This window comes from Phycobacter sedimenti (assembly GCF_038148855.1).
Classification (GTDB): Bacteria; Pseudomonadota; Alphaproteobacteria; order Rhodobacterales; family Rhodobacteraceae; genus Phycobacter; species Phycobacter sedimenti.
In genome coordinates this window covers 438,895-458,367 of the sequence record NZ_JBBVGR010000001.1, presented here as the reverse complement: position 1 = coordinate 458,367, position 19,473 = coordinate 438,895, and the positions used below count along the sequence as shown (strand labels likewise).

22 protein-coding genes and 1 tRNA gene are annotated in these 19,473 nt (G+C 62.2%); 10 read left to right on the top strand and 13 right to left on the bottom strand.

Features of this window, described 5'->3' with window-relative positions; genetic code table 11:
• Positions 1 to 18: 18 nt before the first annotated feature.
• The 5 genes from AADA15_RS02140 to AADA15_RS02120 all read left to right on the top strand — a co-directional run bounded on the left by AADA15_RS02140 (position 19) and on the right by AADA15_RS02120 (position 4,018).
• Positions 19 to 1,275, top strand: a complete 1,257-nt coding sequence (locus tag AADA15_RS02140) for an SPOR domain-containing protein (protein ID WP_341639895.1) — start codon at positions 19 to 21, stop codon at positions 1,273 to 1,275.
• Positions 1,272 to 2,279: a beta-N-acetylhexosaminidase gene (nagZ, locus tag AADA15_RS02135; RefSeq protein WP_341639894.1), complete on the top strand. Its 1,008-nt coding sequence runs from the start codon at positions 1,272 to 1,274 to the stop codon at positions 2,277 to 2,279. The genes AADA15_RS02140 and nagZ overlap by 4 nt, the downstream gene beginning before the upstream one ends.
• Positions 2,272 to 3,069 (top strand): segregation and condensation protein A, encoded by a 798-nt coding sequence (locus AADA15_RS02130; RefSeq protein WP_341639893.1) that lies wholly within the window; start codon positions 2,272 to 2,274, stop codon positions 3,067 to 3,069. The genes nagZ and AADA15_RS02130 overlap by 8 nt, the downstream gene beginning before the upstream one ends.
• Positions 3,069 to 3,737 (top strand): SMC-Scp complex subunit ScpB, encoded by a 669-nt coding sequence (scpB, locus tag AADA15_RS02125; protein ID WP_341639892.1) that lies wholly within the window; start codon positions 3,069 to 3,071, stop codon positions 3,735 to 3,737. Before AADA15_RS02130 ends, scpB begins: the two co-directional genes overlap by 1 nt.
• 65 nt (positions 3,738 to 3,802) lie before the next feature.
• Positions 3,803 to 4,018, top strand: coding sequence for a hypothetical protein (locus tag AADA15_RS02120; protein WP_341639891.1), 216 nt, complete (start codon positions 3,803 to 3,805; stop codon positions 4,016 to 4,018).
• Positions 4,019 to 4,042: 24 nt separating this feature from the next.
• Here the strand turns inward: AADA15_RS02120 and AADA15_RS02115 are convergent, their stop codons facing one another.
• From AADA15_RS02115 to AADA15_RS02080, 8 genes are all read right to left on the bottom strand, one after another.
• Positions 4,043 to 5,122: a 2'-deoxycytidine 5'-triphosphate deaminase gene (locus tag AADA15_RS02115; protein WP_341639890.1), complete on the bottom strand. Its 1,080-nt coding sequence runs from the start codon at positions 5,120 to 5,122 to the stop codon at positions 4,043 to 4,045.
• A 115-nt stretch (positions 5,123 to 5,237) separates the two neighbouring features.
• A tRNA-Pro gene (locus AADA15_RS02110) sits at positions 5,238 to 5,314 on the bottom strand.
• 72 nt (positions 5,315 to 5,386) lie between these two features.
• A complete protein-coding gene (locus AADA15_RS02105) occupies positions 5,387 to 6,934 on the bottom strand; it encodes a MerR family transcriptional regulator (RefSeq protein ID WP_341639889.1) in 1,548 nt (515 codons plus the stop codon).
• Between the two features lie 43 nt (positions 6,935 to 6,977).
• Positions 6,978 to 7,280, bottom strand: coding sequence for an integration host factor subunit alpha (gene ihfA, locus AADA15_RS02100; RefSeq protein WP_065273243.1), 303 nt, complete (start codon positions 7,278 to 7,280; stop codon positions 6,978 to 6,980).
• Between the two features lie 92 nt (positions 7,281 to 7,372).
• Positions 7,373 to 8,344 carry a beta-ketoacyl-ACP synthase III gene (locus AADA15_RS02095; protein ID WP_341639888.1) on the bottom strand — a complete coding sequence of 324 codons (972 nt, stop codon included), beginning with the start codon at positions 8,342 to 8,344 and terminating at the stop codon, positions 7,373 to 7,375.
• Between the two features lie 22 nt (positions 8,345 to 8,366).
• On the bottom strand, positions 8,367 to 9,473 hold the full coding sequence (gene plsX / locus AADA15_RS02090; protein ID WP_341639887.1) for a phosphate acyltransferase PlsX: 1,107 nt from the start codon (positions 9,471 to 9,473) through the stop codon (positions 8,367 to 8,369).
• A gap of 40 nt (positions 9,474 to 9,513) precedes the next feature.
• Complete coding sequence (gene rpmF, locus AADA15_RS02085) at positions 9,514 to 9,720, bottom strand: 50S ribosomal protein L32 (RefSeq protein ID WP_341639886.1); 207 nt, start codon at positions 9,718 to 9,720, stop codon at positions 9,514 to 9,516.
• A 239-nt stretch (positions 9,721 to 9,959) separates the two neighbouring features.
• A complete protein-coding gene (locus AADA15_RS02080) occupies positions 9,960 to 10,496 on the bottom strand; it encodes a YceD family protein (protein WP_341639885.1) in 537 nt (178 codons plus the stop codon).
• 111 nt (positions 10,497 to 10,607) lie between these two features.
• On the opposite strand from AADA15_RS02080, the gene AADA15_RS02075 reads away from it, so the two are divergent.
• The 3 genes from AADA15_RS02075 to AADA15_RS02065 all read left to right on the top strand — a co-directional run bounded on the left by AADA15_RS02075 (position 10,608) and on the right by AADA15_RS02065 (position 13,867).
• A complete protein-coding gene (locus tag AADA15_RS02075; RefSeq protein ID WP_341639884.1) occupies positions 10,608 to 11,078 on the top strand; it encodes an outer membrane protein assembly factor BamE in 471 nt (156 codons plus the stop codon).
• 145 nt (positions 11,079 to 11,223) lie between these two features.
• Positions 11,224 to 11,973 carry a GNAT family N-acetyltransferase gene (locus tag AADA15_RS02070; RefSeq protein ID WP_341639883.1) on the top strand — a complete coding sequence of 250 codons (750 nt, stop codon included), beginning with the start codon at positions 11,224 to 11,226 and terminating at the stop codon, positions 11,971 to 11,973.
• 82 nt (positions 11,974 to 12,055) lie between these two features.
• Positions 12,056 to 13,867 (top strand): ABC-F family ATP-binding cassette domain-containing protein, encoded by a 1,812-nt coding sequence (locus AADA15_RS02065; RefSeq protein ID WP_341639882.1) that lies wholly within the window; start codon positions 12,056 to 12,058, stop codon positions 13,865 to 13,867.
• Positions 13,868 to 14,023: 156 nt separating this feature from the next.
• On the opposite strand, the gene AADA15_RS02060 is transcribed toward AADA15_RS02065, so the two are convergent.
• Together AADA15_RS02060 and AADA15_RS02055 are read right to left on the bottom strand one after the other, a co-directional pair.
• A complete protein-coding gene (locus AADA15_RS02060) occupies positions 14,024 to 14,779 on the bottom strand; it encodes an SDR family NAD(P)-dependent oxidoreductase (RefSeq protein WP_341639881.1) in 756 nt (251 codons plus the stop codon).
• An 81-nt stretch (positions 14,780 to 14,860) separates the two neighbouring features.
• Entirely contained in the window at positions 14,861 to 15,775 is a 915-nt protein-coding gene (locus AADA15_RS02055; protein ID WP_341639880.1) for a GNAT family N-acetyltransferase, read from the bottom strand.
• Positions 15,776 to 15,820: 45 nt separating this feature from the next.
• Here AADA15_RS02055 and AADA15_RS02050 point away from each other — a divergent pair, with 45 nt between their 5' ends.
• Entirely contained in the window at positions 15,821 to 15,970 is a 150-nt protein-coding gene (locus AADA15_RS02050) for a hypothetical protein (protein ID WP_341639879.1), read from the top strand.
• Positions 15,971 to 16,383: 413 nt separating this feature from the next.
• Here the strand turns inward: AADA15_RS02050 and AADA15_RS02045 are convergent, their stop codons facing one another.
• Entirely contained in the window at positions 16,384 to 16,896 is a 513-nt protein-coding gene (locus AADA15_RS02045) for a hypothetical protein (protein WP_341639878.1), read from the bottom strand.
• Between the two features lie 590 nt (positions 16,897 to 17,486).
• Between AADA15_RS02045 and AADA15_RS02040 the strand changes: the two genes are divergently transcribed.
• A complete protein-coding gene (locus AADA15_RS02040) occupies positions 17,487 to 17,693 on the top strand; it encodes a hypothetical protein (protein WP_341639877.1) in 207 nt (68 codons plus the stop codon).
• Positions 17,694 to 17,719: 26 nt separating this feature from the next.
• Here AADA15_RS02040 and AADA15_RS02035 read toward each other — a convergent pair whose 3' ends face one another.
• Together AADA15_RS02035 and tyrS are read right to left on the bottom strand one after the other, a co-directional pair.
• Positions 17,720 to 17,983 carry a hypothetical protein gene (locus AADA15_RS02035; RefSeq protein ID WP_341639876.1) on the bottom strand — a complete coding sequence of 88 codons (264 nt, stop codon included), beginning with the start codon at positions 17,981 to 17,983 and terminating at the stop codon, positions 17,720 to 17,722.
• A gap of 138 nt (positions 17,984 to 18,121) precedes the next feature.
• Complete coding sequence (tyrS, locus tag AADA15_RS02030) at positions 18,122 to 19,375, bottom strand: tyrosine--tRNA ligase (RefSeq protein ID WP_341639875.1); 1,254 nt, start codon at positions 19,373 to 19,375, stop codon at positions 18,122 to 18,124.
• Positions 19,376 to 19,473 lie beyond the last annotated feature (98 nt).

Sequence of the window (19,473 nt, the reverse complement as noted above, 5' to 3'; positions counted from 1 at the left end):
TGGGCAGTGAGGCGGATAATGGCGTATTTTACGCAGGCTGGCGCCCGCCAGACCTATGACCAGAGCGGAGTCGCCCAGGGCGCGGCTTCGGGCGGTGTTCACTATCAGCGGCAAACCTTTGTGGCGCCCGAGCCCCCGCTGTCGGCTCCCGCGCATCAGTCTTTCGTGCAGACGCAGTCTCATTATGCTGCGCCCGAGGTCGAGCCCGCATCGCAGGGCTACGGGGGCTTTGATCCGTCACAGGCCGATACCTACGGCGCGGATGACTATGGATACGATGGTGTCGATGAGTTTGAAGAAGCCGGGCAGGGCCGCTTTGGTCGCCTGGCAGGCGTTCTGGGGGCCGTGGCGTCCCTGGCGCTCGTCGTTGGCATCGGCGTCTGGGGCTACAAGCTGGTGATGCGTGATGTGAGTGGCGTGCCTGTCGTGCGCGCGGTCGAGGGGCCGATGCGGATTCAACCCGAGAATCCGGGCGGCCGTCCCGCTGATCATCAGGGCCTTGCCGTCAATGCGGTGGCCGCCACGGGAAGTGCCGAGGATCCCGCCGACCGTCTGGTGCTGGCGCCGCAGCCGATCGAGCTGACAGAGGACGACCGGCCGATGTCGGAACTGGCCCAACTGGTGGAACAGGACAGGGCAGATCAGGCCCAGCCGCAGGGCGAAGTGGTCTCCGAGGGCACCAAGGCGACCTATCAAAGTGATGACATCGACGCCCTCGTGGCCGAGCTGACCGATGGGGTGGCACCGCTTGAAGCGCTGAGTGCTGCAGGCAAGCCGGGCGCGGCGACCGAGGTGCCTGTGTCGGCCTCTGCGCCGGTGATCGTGCAGCCGGCGCCGCTCAAGCCCGTTGAAATTGCGGCTGTGGCATCCGCCCCGCAACCCTCTGCGGCCCTGCTCAAGGCGCCGGGGGTGAAGGTTTCCCTGCGTCCGAGCATTCGCCCGGCCCGGTTCACCCCCGCCAAGGCCCCCGCTGTTGCCGCAACCAGCGCCACGGTGCTTGAGGTCTCTGCAGACAGCCTGCCGACAGGCACCCGGCTGGCGCAGCTTGGCGCCTACGAAAGCGCCGAGGTGGCCCGTGCCGAATGGGACCGCATCTATGCCCAGTTCGAGGACTACCTGGCTGACAAGAAACGGGTGATCCAGCGCGCCGAAAGCGGTGGCCGCACCTTCTACCGTTTGCGGGCCATGGGCTTTGACGGCCTGTCCGATGCGCGGCGCTTCTGCTCGGCCCTTGTGGCGGGCAATGCGGATTGTATCCCAGTCACCACCCGATGAGCGGCTTTGGCGCGACCATCCTGGATGCGACGGGGCTGCGTCTGACAGCGGATGAAAAGGCGCTGTTTCGGGACGCGGATCCCTTCGGCTTCATTCTGTTTGCCCGCAATATCGATACGCCCGAGCAGATCCGCGCCCTTTGCGATGATATGCGCGAGGCGGTGGGGCGCGACTGTCTGATCACCATCGACCAGGAAGGCGGGCGTGTGCAGCGCCTGCGCGCCCCCTTGGCGCGCGAGTGGGGGGCGCCCTTCGACCATGCCACGCAGGCGGGCAAGGACGCAGCACGCGCCATGTACCTGCGCTATCGCCTCATCTCGCACGAGCTGCGCGCCCTCGGCATCGACAGCAACTGTGCGCCGCTTGCAGATATCGCCGGGGCGGATACCCATCCTTTTCTGAAGAACCGCTGCTATGGCGAGACTGCGGCAGAGGTCGCTGAAATCTCCCGTGCGGTGGCCGAGGGGCATCTTGACGGCGGCGTGGTGCCGGTGCTGAAGCACATTCCCGGCCATGGTCGCGCAGTAGCGGACAGCCATCACGACCTGCCCCATGTGACCACCCCTTTGGCCGAGCTGCAAGAAACCGATTTTGCCCCGTTCCGCGCCCTGAACGATCTGCCCATGGCGATGACGGCTCATATCGTATTCGAAGCGCTGGACGCGCGCCCTGCAACCCTGTCGCCTGCGGCGATGGAGGTGATCCGCCGACAGATCGGCTTTGACGGGCTGATCATGACCGATGACATCTCGATGAAAGCCCTTGCCGGTGCGCCGCAGGACATCGCGCAGCAATCGCGGGCCGCAGGATGTGATATCGTCCTTCTGTGCAATGCTGACCTGCCCACGCGTGCTGCCGTGGCCGAGGCCGCCGGGCGTCTGGATGAAACCGGGCAAAAGCGCGCCGAAAAGGCCGTTGAGGCGCGCAAACCCCCTGTGCCGCTTGACATGGAGGCCGCCGAGGCCGAACTTGCTGCCCTGATGGGCGGAAAGGTCTATGTCTGAAGATACCCTGTTTCCGGAACCGGATGAGCCGTCGGTCGAAGACCGTCTGGCCGCCGAAGCGCTGATTGTCGATGTCGACGGCTATGAGGGGCCGCTCGACCTTCTGCTCATGCTGTCGCGCACGCAAAAGGTGGACCTGCGGCGGATTTCGGTGCTGGAACTGGCGCGGCAGTACCTCTCCTTTGTGGAACGCGCCAAGGAGCTGCGGATTGAACTGGCTGCCGACTACCTGGTGATGGCAGCCTGGCTTGCCTTTCTGAAATCGCGCCTGCTGCTGCCGCCCGACCCCGAAGAGGAAGGACCGTCGGGTGAAGAGCTCGCGGCGCATCTGGCCTTCCAGCTGGAGCGGCTGCAGGCGATGCGGGATGCTGCCGCGCGCCTTATGGGGCGCGATCAGCTGGGCCGTGATTTCTTTGCCCGCGGTCAAAGCGAAACGGTGGAACGGATCCGCACGGTGACCTACAGTGCGAACCTACTGGACCTGATGCAGGGCTATGCACGCATCCGCACGCGGGACGATTTCCGCCCCTTCGTGATGGATCGCGACTCGGTCTACACGATGGAAGAGGCACTTGAGCGTATGCGCGGCCTCATCGGATTTACCGGCAGCTGGACCGACATGCTCAGCTACCTGCCGGACGGCTGGCACAGCGATCCGGTCAAACGCCGCTCGGCCACGGCGGCGACCTTTGCCGCCTCGTTGCAGCTGGTGAAGGAAGGCCGGGTGGAACTGCGCCAGAGCGAGATCTTTGCGCCGATCCAGTTGCGCCATCTCAATGGGGACACCTGATGGAAGATTTCAGTAATCCAGAGACCGAAGGCTCCGATAGCCTGTTCGAAGCCCCGCCCATGGCCGAACAGGAGCGGATGGTCGAAGCGGTGCTGTTCGCCAGCACCGAGCCGGTGACGATCCGCGATCTGGAAGCGCGCATGCCCCATGGCTGCAATCCGGGCGAGGCATTGGAATACCTGCGCAAACGCTATGAGGGGCGCGGCGTGCGGGTGGTGCGCGTGGGGGAGTCCTGGGCGATCCGCACCGCGCCTGACCTTGGCTTTCTTATGCAGAAAGAGGTTGTCGAGACCCGCAAGCTGAGCCGCGCCGCGATCGAAACCCTGGCCATTATCGCCTATCACCAGCCGGTAACCCGTGCCGAGATCGAGGAAATCCGCGGCGTGTCGGTGTCGCGTGGCACCATCGACCAGCTGCTTGAGATGGAGTGGATCCGCCTTGGCCGTCGCCGGATGACACCGGGCCGCCCCGTGACATTTGTGGTGACGCCCGTGTTTCTCGATCACTTCGGCCTTGAAAGCGCGCGCGACCTTCCGGGGCTCAAGGAACTGCGTGCTGCGGGCCTCCTGGAAAGCCGCCCGCCGCCGGGCAGCTTCCCCCTGGGACAGGGGAGCGAGGATGCGGGCGACGACGAGGCGGGCGATCAGCCAGAGCTGTTCGAGAGCTGAGGGCGCGCCCAGAAATCGTCCCATTCCTGCGTTATCCGTCATTCTGACAGACGTGGAGCCTACTTATGAACATCGAATCCATCTTCAACATGATCCTGCGCCGGCTTGTCGGGCGGGCGGTCAACAAGGGGGTCGATGCCGGGATCAATGCGGTTGCGGGCAGGGGACGTGGCCCGAGGCAGGAAACGCCCGCCGAGGCCGAAGAGCGTGCCGAGCGGGAGCGCATCCGCGCCATGCGGCAGGACCGACGCGCCAAGCGCGCCAACCGGGACAATCGCTGAAACGGACCAGGGCCTCTGGCGCGGCTACTGCGGGGTCTTGAAGTGTTTGGACAGTTTCAGCCCCTGGCCCTGATAGTTGGAGGCAATGCCCGCGCCATATAGCTGCTGCGGCACCTCGGCCATACGCTCATAAACCAGCCGCCCCACCACCTGACCGTGTTCCAGCACGAAGGGCGCCTCGTGGCAGCGCACCTCCAGCACCCCGCGTGAGCCGGAGCCGCCGGCGGGGGCATGGCCGAAACCGGGATCGAAAAAACCCGCGTAATGCACCCGGAATTCCCCCACCATGGCCAGGTAGGGCGCCATTTCAGCGGCATAGGCGGGCGGGATATGCACCGCCTCGCGGCTGACGAGAATGTAGAAAGCGCCAGGGTCCAGAATGATGCGCCCCTTGGTGGTGCGCACTTCTTCCCAGTAGTCCTGCGGATCATATTCTCCGATCCGGTCCAGATCGATCACCCCGGTGTGGGGCTTGGCGCGATAACCCACCAGATCGCTGCCCGGAAGCCGGAGATCGACGGAAAAGCCAAGACCGTCCTCGATCATTGCTTCGCCATCCACCAGCGGGCTTTGGGCATGTAGTGCGGCAAGCTCCTGATCGCTCAGGACGGCCTGACCGGTGCGAAAGCGGATCTGGTTGAGCCGCATGCCGGGACGCACCAGTACCGAAAAGGATCGCGGGCAGATCTCGGCATAAAGCGGGCCGGTGTAACCGGGTTTGATCCGGTCGAACTCCTCGCCGCCATCGGTGATGGTGCGGGTCAGAAGGTCCAGCCTGCCGGTTGAGCTTTTGGCATTGGCGACGGCCGAGACATCCTGCGGCAGGGCCAGCCCCTCCATCAGGGGCACCACGTAGACGCAGCCTTTTTCAAGAACCGCGCCGCCGGTCAGATCGATGCGATGCATTTCGAATTCCGACAGGCGCTCAGCCACCGTATTGCCATGGCCCGACAGGAAGGAGGCCCGCACGCGGTAAGCCACATGCCCGAGGCGCAGATCAAGGCTGGCGGGCTGGATCTGTCCCTGGACCAGTGGTTCGGTCAGGGTGATCTCGCCCCGCTCCAGCATGGTTTCCAGTCTCTGGCTGGGCAATACACCTGTCATATCCGCTCTCCCCTCTGGCCGGGCTCGGGCCTGTGTGCTGCGATGGGCAAACACCGTAACCCCCGGTTACAGATACACAAAACGCCCGGGTGCGCAAACACCCAGGCGTTTTGTATGGTCGGGCTAGCAGGACTCGAACCTGCGACCTTCCGTCCCCCAGACGGACGCGCTACCAGGCTGCGCTATAGCCCGCTGAGGCGCTTTCTACCGGTTTTGGCGGCGGGGGCAAGAGGCATTGCCAAGTTTTTCCCGTGCTTGGGAAAATTATTTACTCTCCAGCCAGGCGCGCAACTCGGCAGCGCAGGCGGCCACTTCGCTGTGGACATGCGGCGGGATTTCGGTGGTTTGGGAGAGAATGGAGAAAATTCCGGGCCGCAGGCTGACCTGCGCCGCAAGATCCTCATCCGCGACGGTGATGATTCGCGGTTTCGCTTCCGCCGCACCGTCTGTGACAGGATCCTCGGATGCCGCAAGCGCGGGTTCACCTGCAAGGTCGGCCGCCGCATCGAAAGAGGGCGCAAAGGCTTCCTGTGGCAGGTCGCTGGCCAAATCGTCAGCCGGTGGAAGCCCCGGCTCCAGCTCTGCCGTCGGGTCCGCTGTTTCGGCGGGCTCATCCTCCTGCGAAAGGGGAGCGTCGGATAGCTGCGGGCTGTCAAAATCCGACTCATCTGCACCAAGGGACGTTGCGGCGAGGTCCTGACCCAGATCGTCGCCCGAACCTGCATCCACGGCAGCCGTCTCAAAGGGCGTTGGCTCCAGTGGCGCAGACTCCTCGTTCTGCGGATCCAGCGACAGGGGGGCTACGTCGTCCAGCTCTGCGGGGGCGGCATCGTCCTGGTTCGCGTCCATGAGAGGAGCGGCGTCCAGTTCTGCAGAGTCTTCGAAAGGTGCCGCCGTGCTCTCGAGGTCCTGGGCCAGTGCAGATGGCGCGGGGGCATCAGCTGGAGTCATTGGCCCCGGACTGTCGAGATCCATCATGAACTGTTCAGGCTCAGCAGATTCAGGGCTGGCCTCGGCTTGCGCGGGATCGGATGCAGCCTCGAGACCGGCCTCCACAGGGGCATCGGGCGCCCCAGTGTCCTGGGGATGAAGCGCGTCGTCTTCAAATCCGGCCTCAGGCGCGGGATCCTCTTGCGGGGCTGCCTCGAGCGGTTCCTCCCCGACCGGATCGGGGGTGGGCAGGGGGTCTGATTGCGCGTCCGCAAAATCCTCCACGGCACCGCTCGGCTCGTCCTGATGCGCGGCAGCGGGCTCCTCGTCCGCTGAAAAGACCGCATCGCCCGGAGACGGATCCGCATCCAGCGGGCCATGATCGGACCCGTTCTGCGAATAAGTCGGTTGCATGAACGCGGTGTTCTCGATCTCCTCGGGGGCGCCGCTGTCGGCGAAACCCGCGTCTTCTGCGGCTGGTTCGCTTTCGGCCGGTTCGCTTTCGGCCGGTCCGCTTTCGGCCTGGGCCGTCTGCGCCTGCGGCGCGGCTGATGACGACCCTGAGCCGCCGCCTGCGCCTTCGGCCTGTTCGCCCGGACCTGCCGCATCAAGGCTGTGGGACATTTCCGACACGTGTGAGATGCCAAGATCGCGCAGGATGGCCTGAACTTCCTTGATCGACATGCCATCGTCGTGAAGCAGTTTGCGAATGCCGCCCAAGAGCAGCATGTCGGCGGGGCGATAATACCTGCGACCGCCGGCCCTTTTGATGGGCTTCACCTGGGTGAATTTGCTTTCCCAGAAGCGCAATACATGCGCTTGCACCCCCAGCCACTCCGCAACTTCGCTGATGGTGCGGAAGGCGTCTGGTGATTTGGACATGAATAAGGGTTCCGTTGGTTGGGACCGGTCCGGTCAGCTCGAGTTAGCTGCGGTTGCCGTCGGCGACGCGGTCTTTCATCAGGTGGGAGGGCCGAAAGGTCAGCACGCGGCGCGGCTGAATCGGCACCTCTTCTCCGGTCTTGGGATTGCGGCCCACACGCGCCGTTTTGTCCCGCACGCTAAAGGTCCCGAAAGAAGAGATTTTCACCTGCTCCCCCCGCACCAGAGCGTCGGACATATGCTGCAGCATGCTCTCGACCAGCTGCGCGCTTTCGTTGCGTGAGAGGCCGACCTCGCGGAAAACGGCCTCGCTCAGGTCCATTCGCGTCAGAGTTTTTTCACTCATACCAATCCCCGTTGTTTGCTCAAGCATAGGGTGTGGTGAATTTCACTGTCAATATCAATGAATTGCGCGGCGCCAGATTGCTGCTGCCCGTGCTACCAGCGCAGCACAACCGCGCCCCAGGCCAAACCGCCGCCAATTGCCTCGGTCACGATGAGGTCGCCGGGCTTGATCTGACCGCGTTCCTTGCCAACCGACAGGGCCAGCGGGATCGAGGCGGCAGAGGTATTTCCATGGTCCTGAACGGTAACAACGACGTTGTCCATGCTCAGGCCCATCTTCTTGGCCGTGCCCTGGATGATGCGGATATTGGCCTGGTGTGGCACGATCCAATCCACGTCCCCAGCATCAAGACCTGCCCGTCCCAGCGCGGTTGTTGCTGTCTGGGCGAGTTTTTCCACGGCGTGCCTGAAGACCTGATTGCCCTGCATCCGCAAATGGCCGGTCGATTGCGTCGATACCCCGCCATCCACATAGAGCAAGTCTTTGTAGCGCCCGTCCGAGTTGAGGTCGGTCGACAGGATGCCACGGTCCTCATTGGAGCCCTTGCCGGTTTGCGCCTCAAGGATCAGCGCGCCGGCGCCGTCTCCGAACAAAACGCAGGTGGAGCGATCGGTCCAGTCCATGATGCGTGAGAATGTTTCTGCGCCGATCACCAGCACCCGGTCGGCCTGGCCTGATGCGATCAGCGCGTTGGCGTTACAGAGGGCGTAGACAAACCCGGCACAGACGGCCTGCACGTCAAAGGCAAATCCGCGGGTCATGCCCAGTTGCGCCTGCACCATGGTCGCGGCAGAGGGGAAGGTCAGATCGGCGGTCGAGGTCGCCAAAACAATGGCGTCGATGTCATCGGCCGTGAGCCCTGCATCCTTTAGGGCGGCCTCAGCCGCTGCGGTGGCCATCGAAGAGGTGGTCTCGCCATCCGCCGCGAAGTGACGCCGCTCGATTCCCGAGCGCGCCCGAATCCATTCGTCTGAAGTATCCAGCGTCTTTTCGAATTCCGCGTTTTCCACCACCCGTTCGGGAAGATAGTGTCCTGTGCCAACTACTACTGCACGTCGCGTCATTCTTTGCCTGCCTTTGTGGGTGTTATTCTGTGGGAGGGCGTGGATCGCCTGCCGTGGCGGCATCTTGGGTAAGCTCGACGGCGGATGCAACCCGTGCGGCCAGTTTGTCGGCAAAGCCCTGCTCAGCGAGGTGGAAGGCCAGCTTCACGGCAGCGGATACCCCGGTGGCATCGGCGCCACCATGCGATTTCACCACCGTGCCGTTGAGGCCCAGGAAGACCCCGCCATTTGCGCGGCGCGGATCGAGTCTCTTGGCCAGTCGCGACAGTGATGAATAGGCCAGTACAGCGGCCAGTTTCGACAGGAAGGAGTATTCAAACGCCTCTTTCACTGCCGTGCGGAGCAGGCTGGCGGTGCCTTCACCTGTCTTGATTGCCACATTCCCGGTAAAGCCGTCGGTCACGATCACATCGGCCACGTTGCCGGGAATATCGCTGCCTTCCACGAAGCCGACGAAATCGTAGTCGGCTGCAGAGGCATTCTCGGCGATCAGGGCATAGGCCTCTTTCAGCTCGGCGCGCCCTTTGTGTTCTTCGGTGCCCACGTTGAGCAGGCCGATGCGAGGGCGGGCGATGTCCATCGAGTTGCGCGTATAGGAGGTGCCCATCAGCGCATATTGCAGAAGATCCTGGGCATCCGCGCGTACATCGGCGCCGACATCCAGCATGACGTTGAAGCCCTGCGGATTGCGTGAGGGCCAGAGAATCGCGATCGCCGGGCGGTTCACGCCGGGGATCTTGCGCAGGCGCAGCATGCTGAGCGCCATCAGGGCACCGGTGTTGCCGCAGGAGACCACGCCGGCCGCCTCGCCGTTCTTGACCGCATCAAGGGCGGACCACATGGAGGTGCCCTTGCCGTTGCGCATCACCTGGCTCGGCTTGTCGTGCATTGTCACGACCTTGTCCGCATGACGAATAACGACGCGATCCTTCAGGATGCGCCGTTTGGCAACCAGGGGTGCCAGCTCGTCTTCGGGGCCATGCAGAAGAAAAGAGATACGCTCGTTCTTCTCGGCGGATTTCTCGATACCGGCCACCACTGCAGCGGGGCCGGCATCTCCGCCCATAGCATCGACAGAAATCACGATTCGGCCAGTTTGTCCTGCAGATCGATCGGGTGTGCCCGTCATTGGTATGCCTGCCTGGCGTTACGTGAATCGGAAGAGGGGCTTATGCCGCGTCCTCGTCCAGATCGATTTCGTCGTTCGACGCGATGATTTCCTTGTCATCGTAGTGGCCGCAGGACGGGCACACGTGATGCGGACGGCGCAGTTCGCCGCAGCTGGAGCATTCGTTGGGGTTTGCAGCAACCAGGGCATCGTGCGCACGACGGTTGTTGCGGCGCGATTTGGATACTTTGTTCTGTTGGACGGCCATGTCTCAACCTTTGTCTGCTTGGCGCCTTGGGGCCTTCCCCGCCGCGCGATTTCATTGTCGTGTCGTGATCGGTGTGACGTGCGTTTAGGCCGCAGCCTGTCCGATGTCCAACCAAAAATTCCGATGAGCGCGCGAAAATACTGCGAATCCTTTTCGGCGCAAGCTGTTTTTTAGAAGAGGCGCGTCCTCAGCGCCAGCAGGAAAATGAGCAGCCTCGTATTTTGGGCATCTCGCCGTGTTCAGCCCTTGTCCTTCAGCTGATCCTTGAGGGCAGAGAGCGCGGCAAAGGGTTTGGTGTCCTCATCTCGCATCGGGGCAACGCCGGGCGCCGTGAACACCGCTTCGCCCAGCTCCTGCCCGTCCTTGCGGGGGTAGGCGGGAATCGCAAGGCTCAGGGCCTCGATCATCACCTCGAATGGGTCGATGTGGCTTCCCAATGGTTCGCTGCCGTCATCCTCGGGCATTTCGACCTCGTCGCCTTCGGGGGTTTCATAGGCCGCAAGGTACTGGCGCCGGACCTTCTGATCGATGCGGGTTGTGACAGGCTCCAGGGTGACAACGCAGTCCTGCACCACAGTGGCGCCCAGCACACCGTCCAGAACCCAGTCCCTTTTGCCGCTGGCGCGGATCTCGCCGGCAAAACGCAGCTTGCGCAGCGCATTGAGCCCGAGCTCTTCTGCCAGTGCCGTCAGAGCGGCGCTTTCGGGGCGAATCTCGAAGGGCGTCGGGGCGTTCTGAGACAGATCGGCCACCCGCAAAGCAGTGCTCTCATTCATTTGAGGGACTTTCGTTTCTTGAACCACAAGCGTGCATTAGGTAATCGGGATGGGCGGGGTAATCAAGCCGGGGCCATGGGGCCCGAATTGCGCAGACTATCGGGGGGCATCATGGGTGCACGGTCAAATCAGCTGAAAACAGTGCTGCGGCATACGATGCTTCTGGTGGCACTGGGGGCGGTGGCCGCCTGCTCGGCAAGCATTCGCAAGCACGGCTACGTGCCATCGGACGAGCAGCTGGCCGAAGTGGTGGTGGGTGTGGACACCCGCGACTCGGTGGCCGAAACCCTGGGGCTGCCCAGTTCCTCGGGCGTGTTGAATGACAGCGGATACTACTATGTCTCCACCCGGATGCGCCATTATGGTGCCGCTGAACCAAAACCGGTCTCGCGGGATCTGGTGGCGGTGAACTTTGACAGGAACGGCGTGGTCAATGGCGTTCAGAAATTTGGCCTTGAAGATGGCCGGGTCATTCCGCTGCAGCGCCGTGTGACCTCTTCCAGCATCGAGGACAAGACCTTCCTGCGACAGCTGATCGGCAACCTCGGCAACTTTGGTCCGGGTGCGCTTCTCGAAGAATAACGGACGGACAGTCACGGCCGCATCTATCGCACCGCTGTCTTCCGGGCGTGGTTTTGATCTGTTTGGTTGGATGGGCAGGCCCGCATGCTATGAGCGGGCATGCGCTCCATGACGGGAGCGCTTCGTCCTTTGCGAGGGGTCGGGGATGACGCAGTGTGAAACGCTTTTGGCCAAAGGGCGCTTTGTGGCCCGTATTGCGGCAACATCGACGGATGTTCGCACTGCGCAGGCCTTGCGGGGGGCATGCTTCGGGACGGGCGGATTGGATGTCGATGCCTTTGACGATCTGTGCCGCCATGTCCTGATCGAGGAACAGGCAAGCGGTCATTTGGTGTGTTGCTTCAGGGTGCTGGTGTTGCAGCGGGGCGAACAGCTGCGTCAGAGCTATTCTGCCCAGTATTACGACCTTGCCGGGCTTGCCGCATTCGAGGGAATCACCGCAGAGATCGGGCGCTTTTGCATTCATGAGGGCGCTGCGACAGATCCCGACGTGCTGCGCATCGCCTGGGGGGCAATTACCGCCATGGTGGATGCACAAGGCGTGCGGCTACTTTTTGGCTGCAGCTCGTTCAAGGGCACGGATCCCGCTCCCTATTTCGACAGTCTCTCCCTGCTCAGGGCCCGCCACCTTGCGCCTGCGACCTTGCGGCCAGAGATCAAGGCGTCAAAGGTGTTCGAGTTTTCCGATCTGCCGCCTCGGGCGCCCGATCTGCGCGCTGCGATGCGTGCCATGCCGCCTCTCTTGCGCACCTACCTCTTGATGGGGGGGTGGGTCAGCGACCATGCCGTTGTGGATGAGGCTCTGGACACGCTCCATGTCTTTACCGGGGTCGAGGTCGGGGCCATTCCCGAGGGGCGCAAACGTCTGCTCCGGTCCGTGGCTGCGTCGGCCTGAGGCGCTGCGGCCCAGGGCCGGGCCTGGTGATTTTCCCATTCACGCCGTTGACGGGGCGCACGGGCCGGTTTAGCTGGCCTTCATGGCACGAATCCCTCTTTTGCAGATGTCCGGCATATCGCTCACCTTTGGCGGGGAGCCTGTTTTTGCCGATCTTGATCTTGTGGTGCAACCCGGAGACCGGGTGGCGCTTGTGGGCCGCAACGGCTCGGGTAAATCCACCCTGATGAAGGTGATGGCGGGGCTGGTCGAGCCTGATCAGGGCAGCATCGTTGTCCCTCCGGGCAAGACGGTCGGCTACATGGAGCAGGACCCGCAGATGACCGGGTTTGCAACCTTGGGCGATTTTGCCGCCAGCGCGCTCGAACCCGGCGAGATGTACCGGGTGGAGCGGGCAGGCGAGGGGCTGAAATTCGACCCGGCGCGCCCCGTGGAAACCGCATCGGGCGGCGAACGCCGTCGCGCGGCCCTGGCCAAGCTGATGGCCGAGGCGCCGGATCTGATGCTGCTCGATGAGCCGACCAACCACCTTGATATCGAGGCGATCACCTGGCTTGAGGATGAGCTGAAATCGACCCGCGCGGCCTTTGTGCTGATCTCCCACGACCGGGCGTTCCTGCGCGCCCTGACCCGCGCGACGCTCTGGATCGACCGGGGGCAGGTGCGGCGGCAGGAAAAGGGTTTCGAGGCGTTTGAGGCCTGGCGCGACAAGATCTGGGAAGAAGAAGACCAGCAGCGCCACAAGCTGAACCGCTTGATCAAATCCGAAAGCCGCTGGGCAGTCGAAGGCATCTCGGCCCGCCGCAAGCGCAACATGGGCCGGGTGCGCGCCCTGCAGGATCTGAAGGCCGAGCGCGCCGCCCAGATCAAACGCCAGGGGGCTGCGGAACTGGCGCTGGACGCAGGCCCCAAATCGGGCCGCAAGGTGATCGAGGCCGAGGGGCTGAGCAAAGCCTATGACGGCAAGGCGATCGTTACCGGCTTTTCGCTGAAGGTGCAGCGCGGCGAACGGATTGCCTTTGTCGGCCCCAATGGGGCAGGCAAGACGACGCTTCTGAAGATGCTGTTGGGGATGGAGCAGCCGGATGAAGGCCGCGTGACCCTTGGCACGAACCTAGAGATTGCCTTCTTTGACCAGACCCGCGATCAGCTCGACCCCGATGCCTCCCTTTGGGAGAACCTCACCACCGACCCGGCGCTGGGAATTTCCGGCAAGGCCGATCAGGTCATGGTGCGGGGACAGCCCAAACATGTGGTGGGCTATCTGAAGGAATTCCTCTTTGACGAACGCCAGGTCCGCGCACCGGTGCGGTCCCTGTCGGGCGGAGAGAAGGCGCGGCTTTTGCTGGCCCGTCTGATGGCGCGGCAAAGCAACCTTCTGGTGCTGGACGAGCCGACCAACGATCTGGATGTGGAAACGCTGGACCTGTTGCAGGAGCTTCTGGATTCCTACGACGGCACCGTCCTCTTGGTGAGCCACGACCGGGATTTCCTGGACCGCGTCGCCACCACCACCATTGCGATGGAAGGCGACGGGCGCGCCACTGCCTATGCCGGCGGCTGGAGCGATTACCTGTCGCAGCGCGCACCGAAAGAGACTGAAGAAAAGCTCGAAAAACCAAAGACTCAGAAGCCAAAGCCAAAGCAGGACGCGTCTCCGAAGGAGGGGCTCAGCTTCAAGGAAAAGCACCGGCTGGAGTCGCTGCCAGCCGAGATCGCGCGGCTTGAGCAGGAGATCGCCAAGCTGGAGCAGTTGATGGCCGATCCGGAGCTCTTCACGCGTGAGCCGGTCAAGTTCAAGAAGGCCACCGAAGCCCTTGTGGAACGTCAGGAAAAGCTTGCTGCTGCCGAAGAGGAGTGGCTGGAGCTCGAAGAAAAGGCCGAAGGTGCCTGATCTGTTTTGTTTCGTGCGCGAAACATTGATTAAAATCAGACATATATCTTTAAGACTTCATTCATATTTCAGTGGCGGATGAGGGTGCAAAAAAGGGGCGCCCGATCGGAGCGCCCCTTTAGAATTTTCTATTAACGGCATGTTAATGCTTTATTTTCAGCGCATACGCAGAGCGCCGTCGATGCGGATCACTTCGCCGTTGAGGTAGCCCATCTCAACGATGAACCCGGCCAGGCGACCGTATTCCGCCGGATCGCCCAGGCGGGCTGGGTTCGGCACATCGGCGGCCAGCTGCTGCTGCACCTCTTCGGGCAGGCCGGCCAGCATCGGGGTCATGAAGATGCCCGGCGCGATTGTCATCACACGAATGCCGGTCGAAGCCAGATCCCGCGCCATCGGCAGGCACATGCCCACGACGCCGCCCTTGGAGGCGGAATAGGCGACCTGGCCCTTCTGCCCGTCAAAGGCCGCGATGGAGGCGGTGTTGATGATCACGCCGCGCGCGCCATCGGGCTCGGGTTCGTTCTTGGCGATCTCGACCGCGGCCAGGCGTGCGACGTTGAAGGTGCCCACCAGGTTGATGTCGATGGTGCGCTTGTAGGCATCGAGCGGGTGTGCGCCCTCCTTGCCCACCGTCTTGATCCCATAGGCGATGCCGGCGCAGTTCACACAGGCGGAGATGCGGCCCATCTGCTCGGCGGCATAGGCGATGGCGGCGGCAACGGACTCCTCGTCCGTCACATCGGTCTCGGCGAAAAAGCCGCCGATTTCGGCAGCGACCTTGGCGCCGCGCTCGGCGTCGCGATCAAGGATGGTGACCTTGGCGCCGTTTTCGGCAAAGTGGCGGGCCGTGGCCTCGCCAAGACCGGATGCGCCGCCGGTGATCACGGCACATGTCTGATCAAGTTTCATGAAAGGGGTCCTCCCGGGTATCTGAACATGTGTTCAAATAAACATGGGGGAGCGGGGCTGTCCAGCGCTCCTATGCGCTCATCATGCGCCCATCATCCGCCGGTCGAGCCGTGCCAGTGGCGCCAGAAGACGCCCCATTGGCGGCCAGAAGACCCAGGTGCCGCCAAGGCGCTGCAACTTGGCGCCTGTGCCCAGTTTGAAACGGGCCAGTCCCGGCGCGTCCTCGGTGTTGATCACGCCCAGATCGAGGGTTTTGCAGCCCTGCGCCGAAAGCCAGCTCATGGCTTCCCACATCAACAGGTTGTGGGCCGACAGCGCCTTGCCGCGGGCGCTGGTATGGGCGATGTGATAGGTGGCATCGCGCCCGTGCCGCAGCACCAGAATGGCGGCGACGGGCTCTTTGCCGTCAAAGGCCTGGAACAGCTTGGCCATCCCCTTGTTCACCTGCGCATAGGTCAGCGTCAGGGGCAGGGGCCAGCTGCGATAGCCGCGTTTCGCCTGTTGGGCCTGATCGGCCTTGAACAGCCAGTGGTTGGGATCGATCGGCATGTTCTGACGGGTGAGGCGCAGGCCTTGCGTTTCGCCATGTCTCAGGCGGTTGCGCCATTTCTGATGCAGCGCGGCGCGGCGCCGTTCGGGGCTGGCGGACAGGTCGAGTCGCGCCACATGGGCCGGGCTGACCAGTGGCAGCGCGCCGAGGTCGGCAAGCTCGGGCGTGGGCGTTTCAGGAGAAAGGATCACCGGCGTGCGGCGCAGCCCCTCCTCTTGCAGGATCTCCAGCAGACGCAGCGGATTGTCCAACTGCGCGCGATTGACCATAGCAACATCCACGCGTCCCCAAAACCGCTGCCGCAGGATAACCGTATTCTTCATCCTCTCAAGCACCAGCGGGTCCTGTCCCGTCGCCCGAAGAGCGCGCAGGAATTCCTCGGATTGGGGCAGGGTGCCATGGGCATCGGCGCGGGCCGACGAGGCGGGCGGGATGAAATCGAACATGACATCATTTACCGAACGGAAACCTAATTCAGGGTTAATGAGCGCATGAAAAAACAAAGCCAAGCCAACAGCAAAGTCATGGGGCGCTGCGCCCCTGGCCCGCGCATGACCAAAGCCGCTGCCTTTCTGATCGCGGTCGCCCTGTCGATTCCGGTGTTCATTCTGCTGACATTGGCGGATCTGCTGTTCCTCTGATCGGCCGCAGGGAGCCTTCAGGTCAAGGCGGAACGCTCCCGCGCCGGCAGGTGGTAACGGCTGACGCCTTACCCCCTTTGTGCAGCCTTGGGCGTGGCGCGGCTGCGCCGCGCAGGTACCTCTTCATTGAACATGATCGTCAAACAGGGCCGTGGCACGCAACCGCGCCGCGCGTCAGCGCGGCGCCGGGCCCAACGGGAACGGCGCAGATTCCTGTGCCCGTGACGGGCGGGAGGACAACGCTTTCCGTTTGGAAACCCTCTGCGCGCAAAAGAAAAAGCCATGCCTTCAGACCGTGTTGGCACCCAGAAAGGTATAATGTTCCTGTTGGTCAGGGAATTGGATCTCCAACTATGTGGCGGGAATGTTGCAATCCGAATGCCCGGCTTTGGCAGCCTGGACTTTGATGGAGACTACAGCGGGTCGGGCAACCTGACTTCTGGGGCCTCTCCAGCGGAAATGAACTCGACACGCGCACGATCATCCAAGGTTTCAGCGAAGCGGCCCAGATAGCGCATTCCCGGATAGACAAAAGATCTTGTGTTGTCGTCTTTGCCAGAGGCTTCCTCAGTGGTCAGCAATTGGCGTCTTTCGCGGCACCTTGCGGCCTTGTCGTCGAACCGGACAGGATCCAATCGAAACGCAATGCACCCAGCTTGTCCTTCACCCAGAACAAAGAGGCCTGCTTCGGCAAGATACAAGTTGGATCCTCTCCACCAGCCAGTGTCTTCGGACAGCTCGCGTGTTATTATCTCACCACGATGCTCGACAATCAGGGTTCGGTGCCAATCGCTCTGGAGGCTGAACATTCCGCTGACCGCCAGAGACACCCGCACGCCGCTTGCCAGAGTAACAGAAGCCTGATGCGCAGTATTGCAGCCCGCCACGAGGGCCACTGTTAAGAAAAAAGCAAGGACAATGCGCATGGGACACCCAAGTCTGAAACTCGATTGAAGTTGGTTCGAGCGAGACCTGCGGTCAATGGACTACTCAATCCCTTCAAGCACGTTTCTGAAGGCTTGCTCTGAGCTTAGCCTTGACCGCAACACGGACCAGCGAAGATAGAGCTTCAGATACTTGGACGCAGGAGCTTTGAACGGGCGCCTGAATTCATCCTGGCGAGAATGGAGCGAGGTCACATTCTGAATGTGAAATGCCTTGTGAATGCCCGTCTGGCCTGGCTTGTTGTTCAGGACATGATGCACCATTCCGTTCTATGTCGAGAGGCGTGAGTATGCCGCTGCACCGTCAGTGCAAAGGACTGCATCCGTTGCAACGACCGGACTGTAGGCGGCGTCGCTGACAGGTTGCTCCTGTTCTTGATCCGCTCGAGAAACCGATGTCCAGAACGGTCTGTGATCGCGAGACGCGGCAGCTGCCAACGAGACGGTCCGCGTTTCATCTTCACGCGTCCGCTGTTGTAGACATACCATTGATGGCGTGGCGGGCGCGGGTTTAGAGATGGATTTGGGCGATGCAAAAGCCACTCCCGTGATCCCTTGCGGCCTTCACGCTGATGGGGTTCATCGACTTCAACGGTGCCGCCGAACTCGATGTCAGAACCATGGCCAACCGCTGCCAAAATCAACATTCTCCATCGTCAGATAGGGTGCTTGGTTTTGCCGAGCGAGAATGCCAGTTTGTGGCAGGATCCTGGCCTGTCGGAAAACATATTTCTGAAGACTTGGAGAAACAGGTCATGGCGATGGATCCCGCAAAGTGAGGTCCCTGCGAGACCAGTCTAGGTTTTTAGACATCGGCTGCATCGGAAGCGCTGAACTCCGGTTCGGGTTTGCCCTGATTTTTGCCGTCGGCAGCCTCTGCAGTGTGCACACGCGCTGTCTTTCTCGCTTGCCCTTCTATTCCGGACAAAGACGCACGTGCCCGACGGATATCCATGGTGCCCGAAAGCAGATCTTCGATCTGGTTCGCATTCAGCGGCGGCAGTTGATCGAGCAGAGATCGAAACAGGTGCTGATTTACCGGTGCGGGATTTGCTTTGGCATTTGTCATCCTAGGGGGGCAAAAGGCCATGTTGGCCGACTTTTCTCAGCGAGAAGGATCCAACACGATTCAGCGACATGGCAAAAGAAAAAAGGGGCCGATACGCCCCTTTTTCCCGGTTTTTAGCGGTTTTTGGCTCTGCGCCTTTTAGCCGACCAACTGCACCAGCGCGTGGCGCTTCTTGCCCGCGCTCAGCTTGATGGGAGAGGCCAGCGCGCCTGCGTCGATCATCAGGCCTGCATCCGTCAGCGGCGCATCGTCGATCCGGGCGCCATTCTCGGCGATCAGGCGCTTGGCCTCCTTGCCGGATTTCGCAAGGCCCGTTTTGACGATCAGCTGCACGATAGAGATCCCGTCCTGAAGATCCGCCGGGGTCAGGGTCAGCGTCGGCAGGTCTTCCCCTATGCCGCCCTTCTCAAAGACCTCTCGCGCGGTGGCCTCGGCAGCGGCAGCCGCGTCGGCGCCGTGCAGAAGGGTGGTCACCTCATTGGCAAGGATCACCTTGGCGGCGTTGATCTCGGATCCGGCCAGCGCGCCCAGACGGTCGCATTCTTCAACCGGCATCTCGGTATAAAGCTTCAGGAACCGGCCCACGTCGGCATCGGTGGTGTTGCGCCAGAATTGCCAGAACTCGTAAGGAGAAAGCATATCCGGGTTCAGCCAGACCGCGCCGTTCTGGGATTTGCCCATCTTCTTGCCATCCGAGGTGGTCAGCAGCGGCGAGGTGAGGCCGTAGATCTCATGATCCAAGACCCGGCGTGTCAGGTCGATCCCGTTGACGATATTGCCCCACTGGTCCGATCCGCCCATCTGCAGGATGCAGCCATAGCGGCGGTTCAGCTCGAGGAAGTCATAGGCCTGCAGGATCATGTAGTTGAACTCGAGGAACGAAAGCGACTGCTCGCGGTCCAGACGCGATTTCACGCTTTCGAAGGACAGCATCCGGTTGACCGAGAAATGCCGCCCGATGTCGCGCAGGAACTCGAGATAGTTCAGCTCGTCCAGCCATTCGGCGTTGTTGATCATCATGGCGCCGTTTGGGCCATCGTTGTAATCAACATAGGCCGAAAACACCTTTTTGATGCCAGCGATATTGTCATCGATCTGTGCCGGGGTCAGCAGCGGGCGCTCATCTGCGCGAAACGACGGATCGCCCACCTTGGTGGTGCCGCCGCCCATCAGGGTGATCGGCTTGTGGCCGGTCTTTTGCAGCCAGCGCAGCATCATGATCTGGATCAGCGAGCCCACGTGCAGCGATTTCGCGGTGGCATCAAAGCCGATATAGCCGGACTGGCCCGGGGTCATCAGCGCCTCGTCCAGACCCTGATAGTCCGTACAGTCGGCGAGAAACCCGCGCTCCATCATCACGGTGATGAAATCCGATTTGGGATGATAGGTCATGGCATGCCTCGGCTTGTCTATTGCGATGTGCTGTATAAAACGCAAAAGGGGCACATGGAACCTGCTTTTGCGCAGAAATCCTGTGCGTTCCGGGCCGG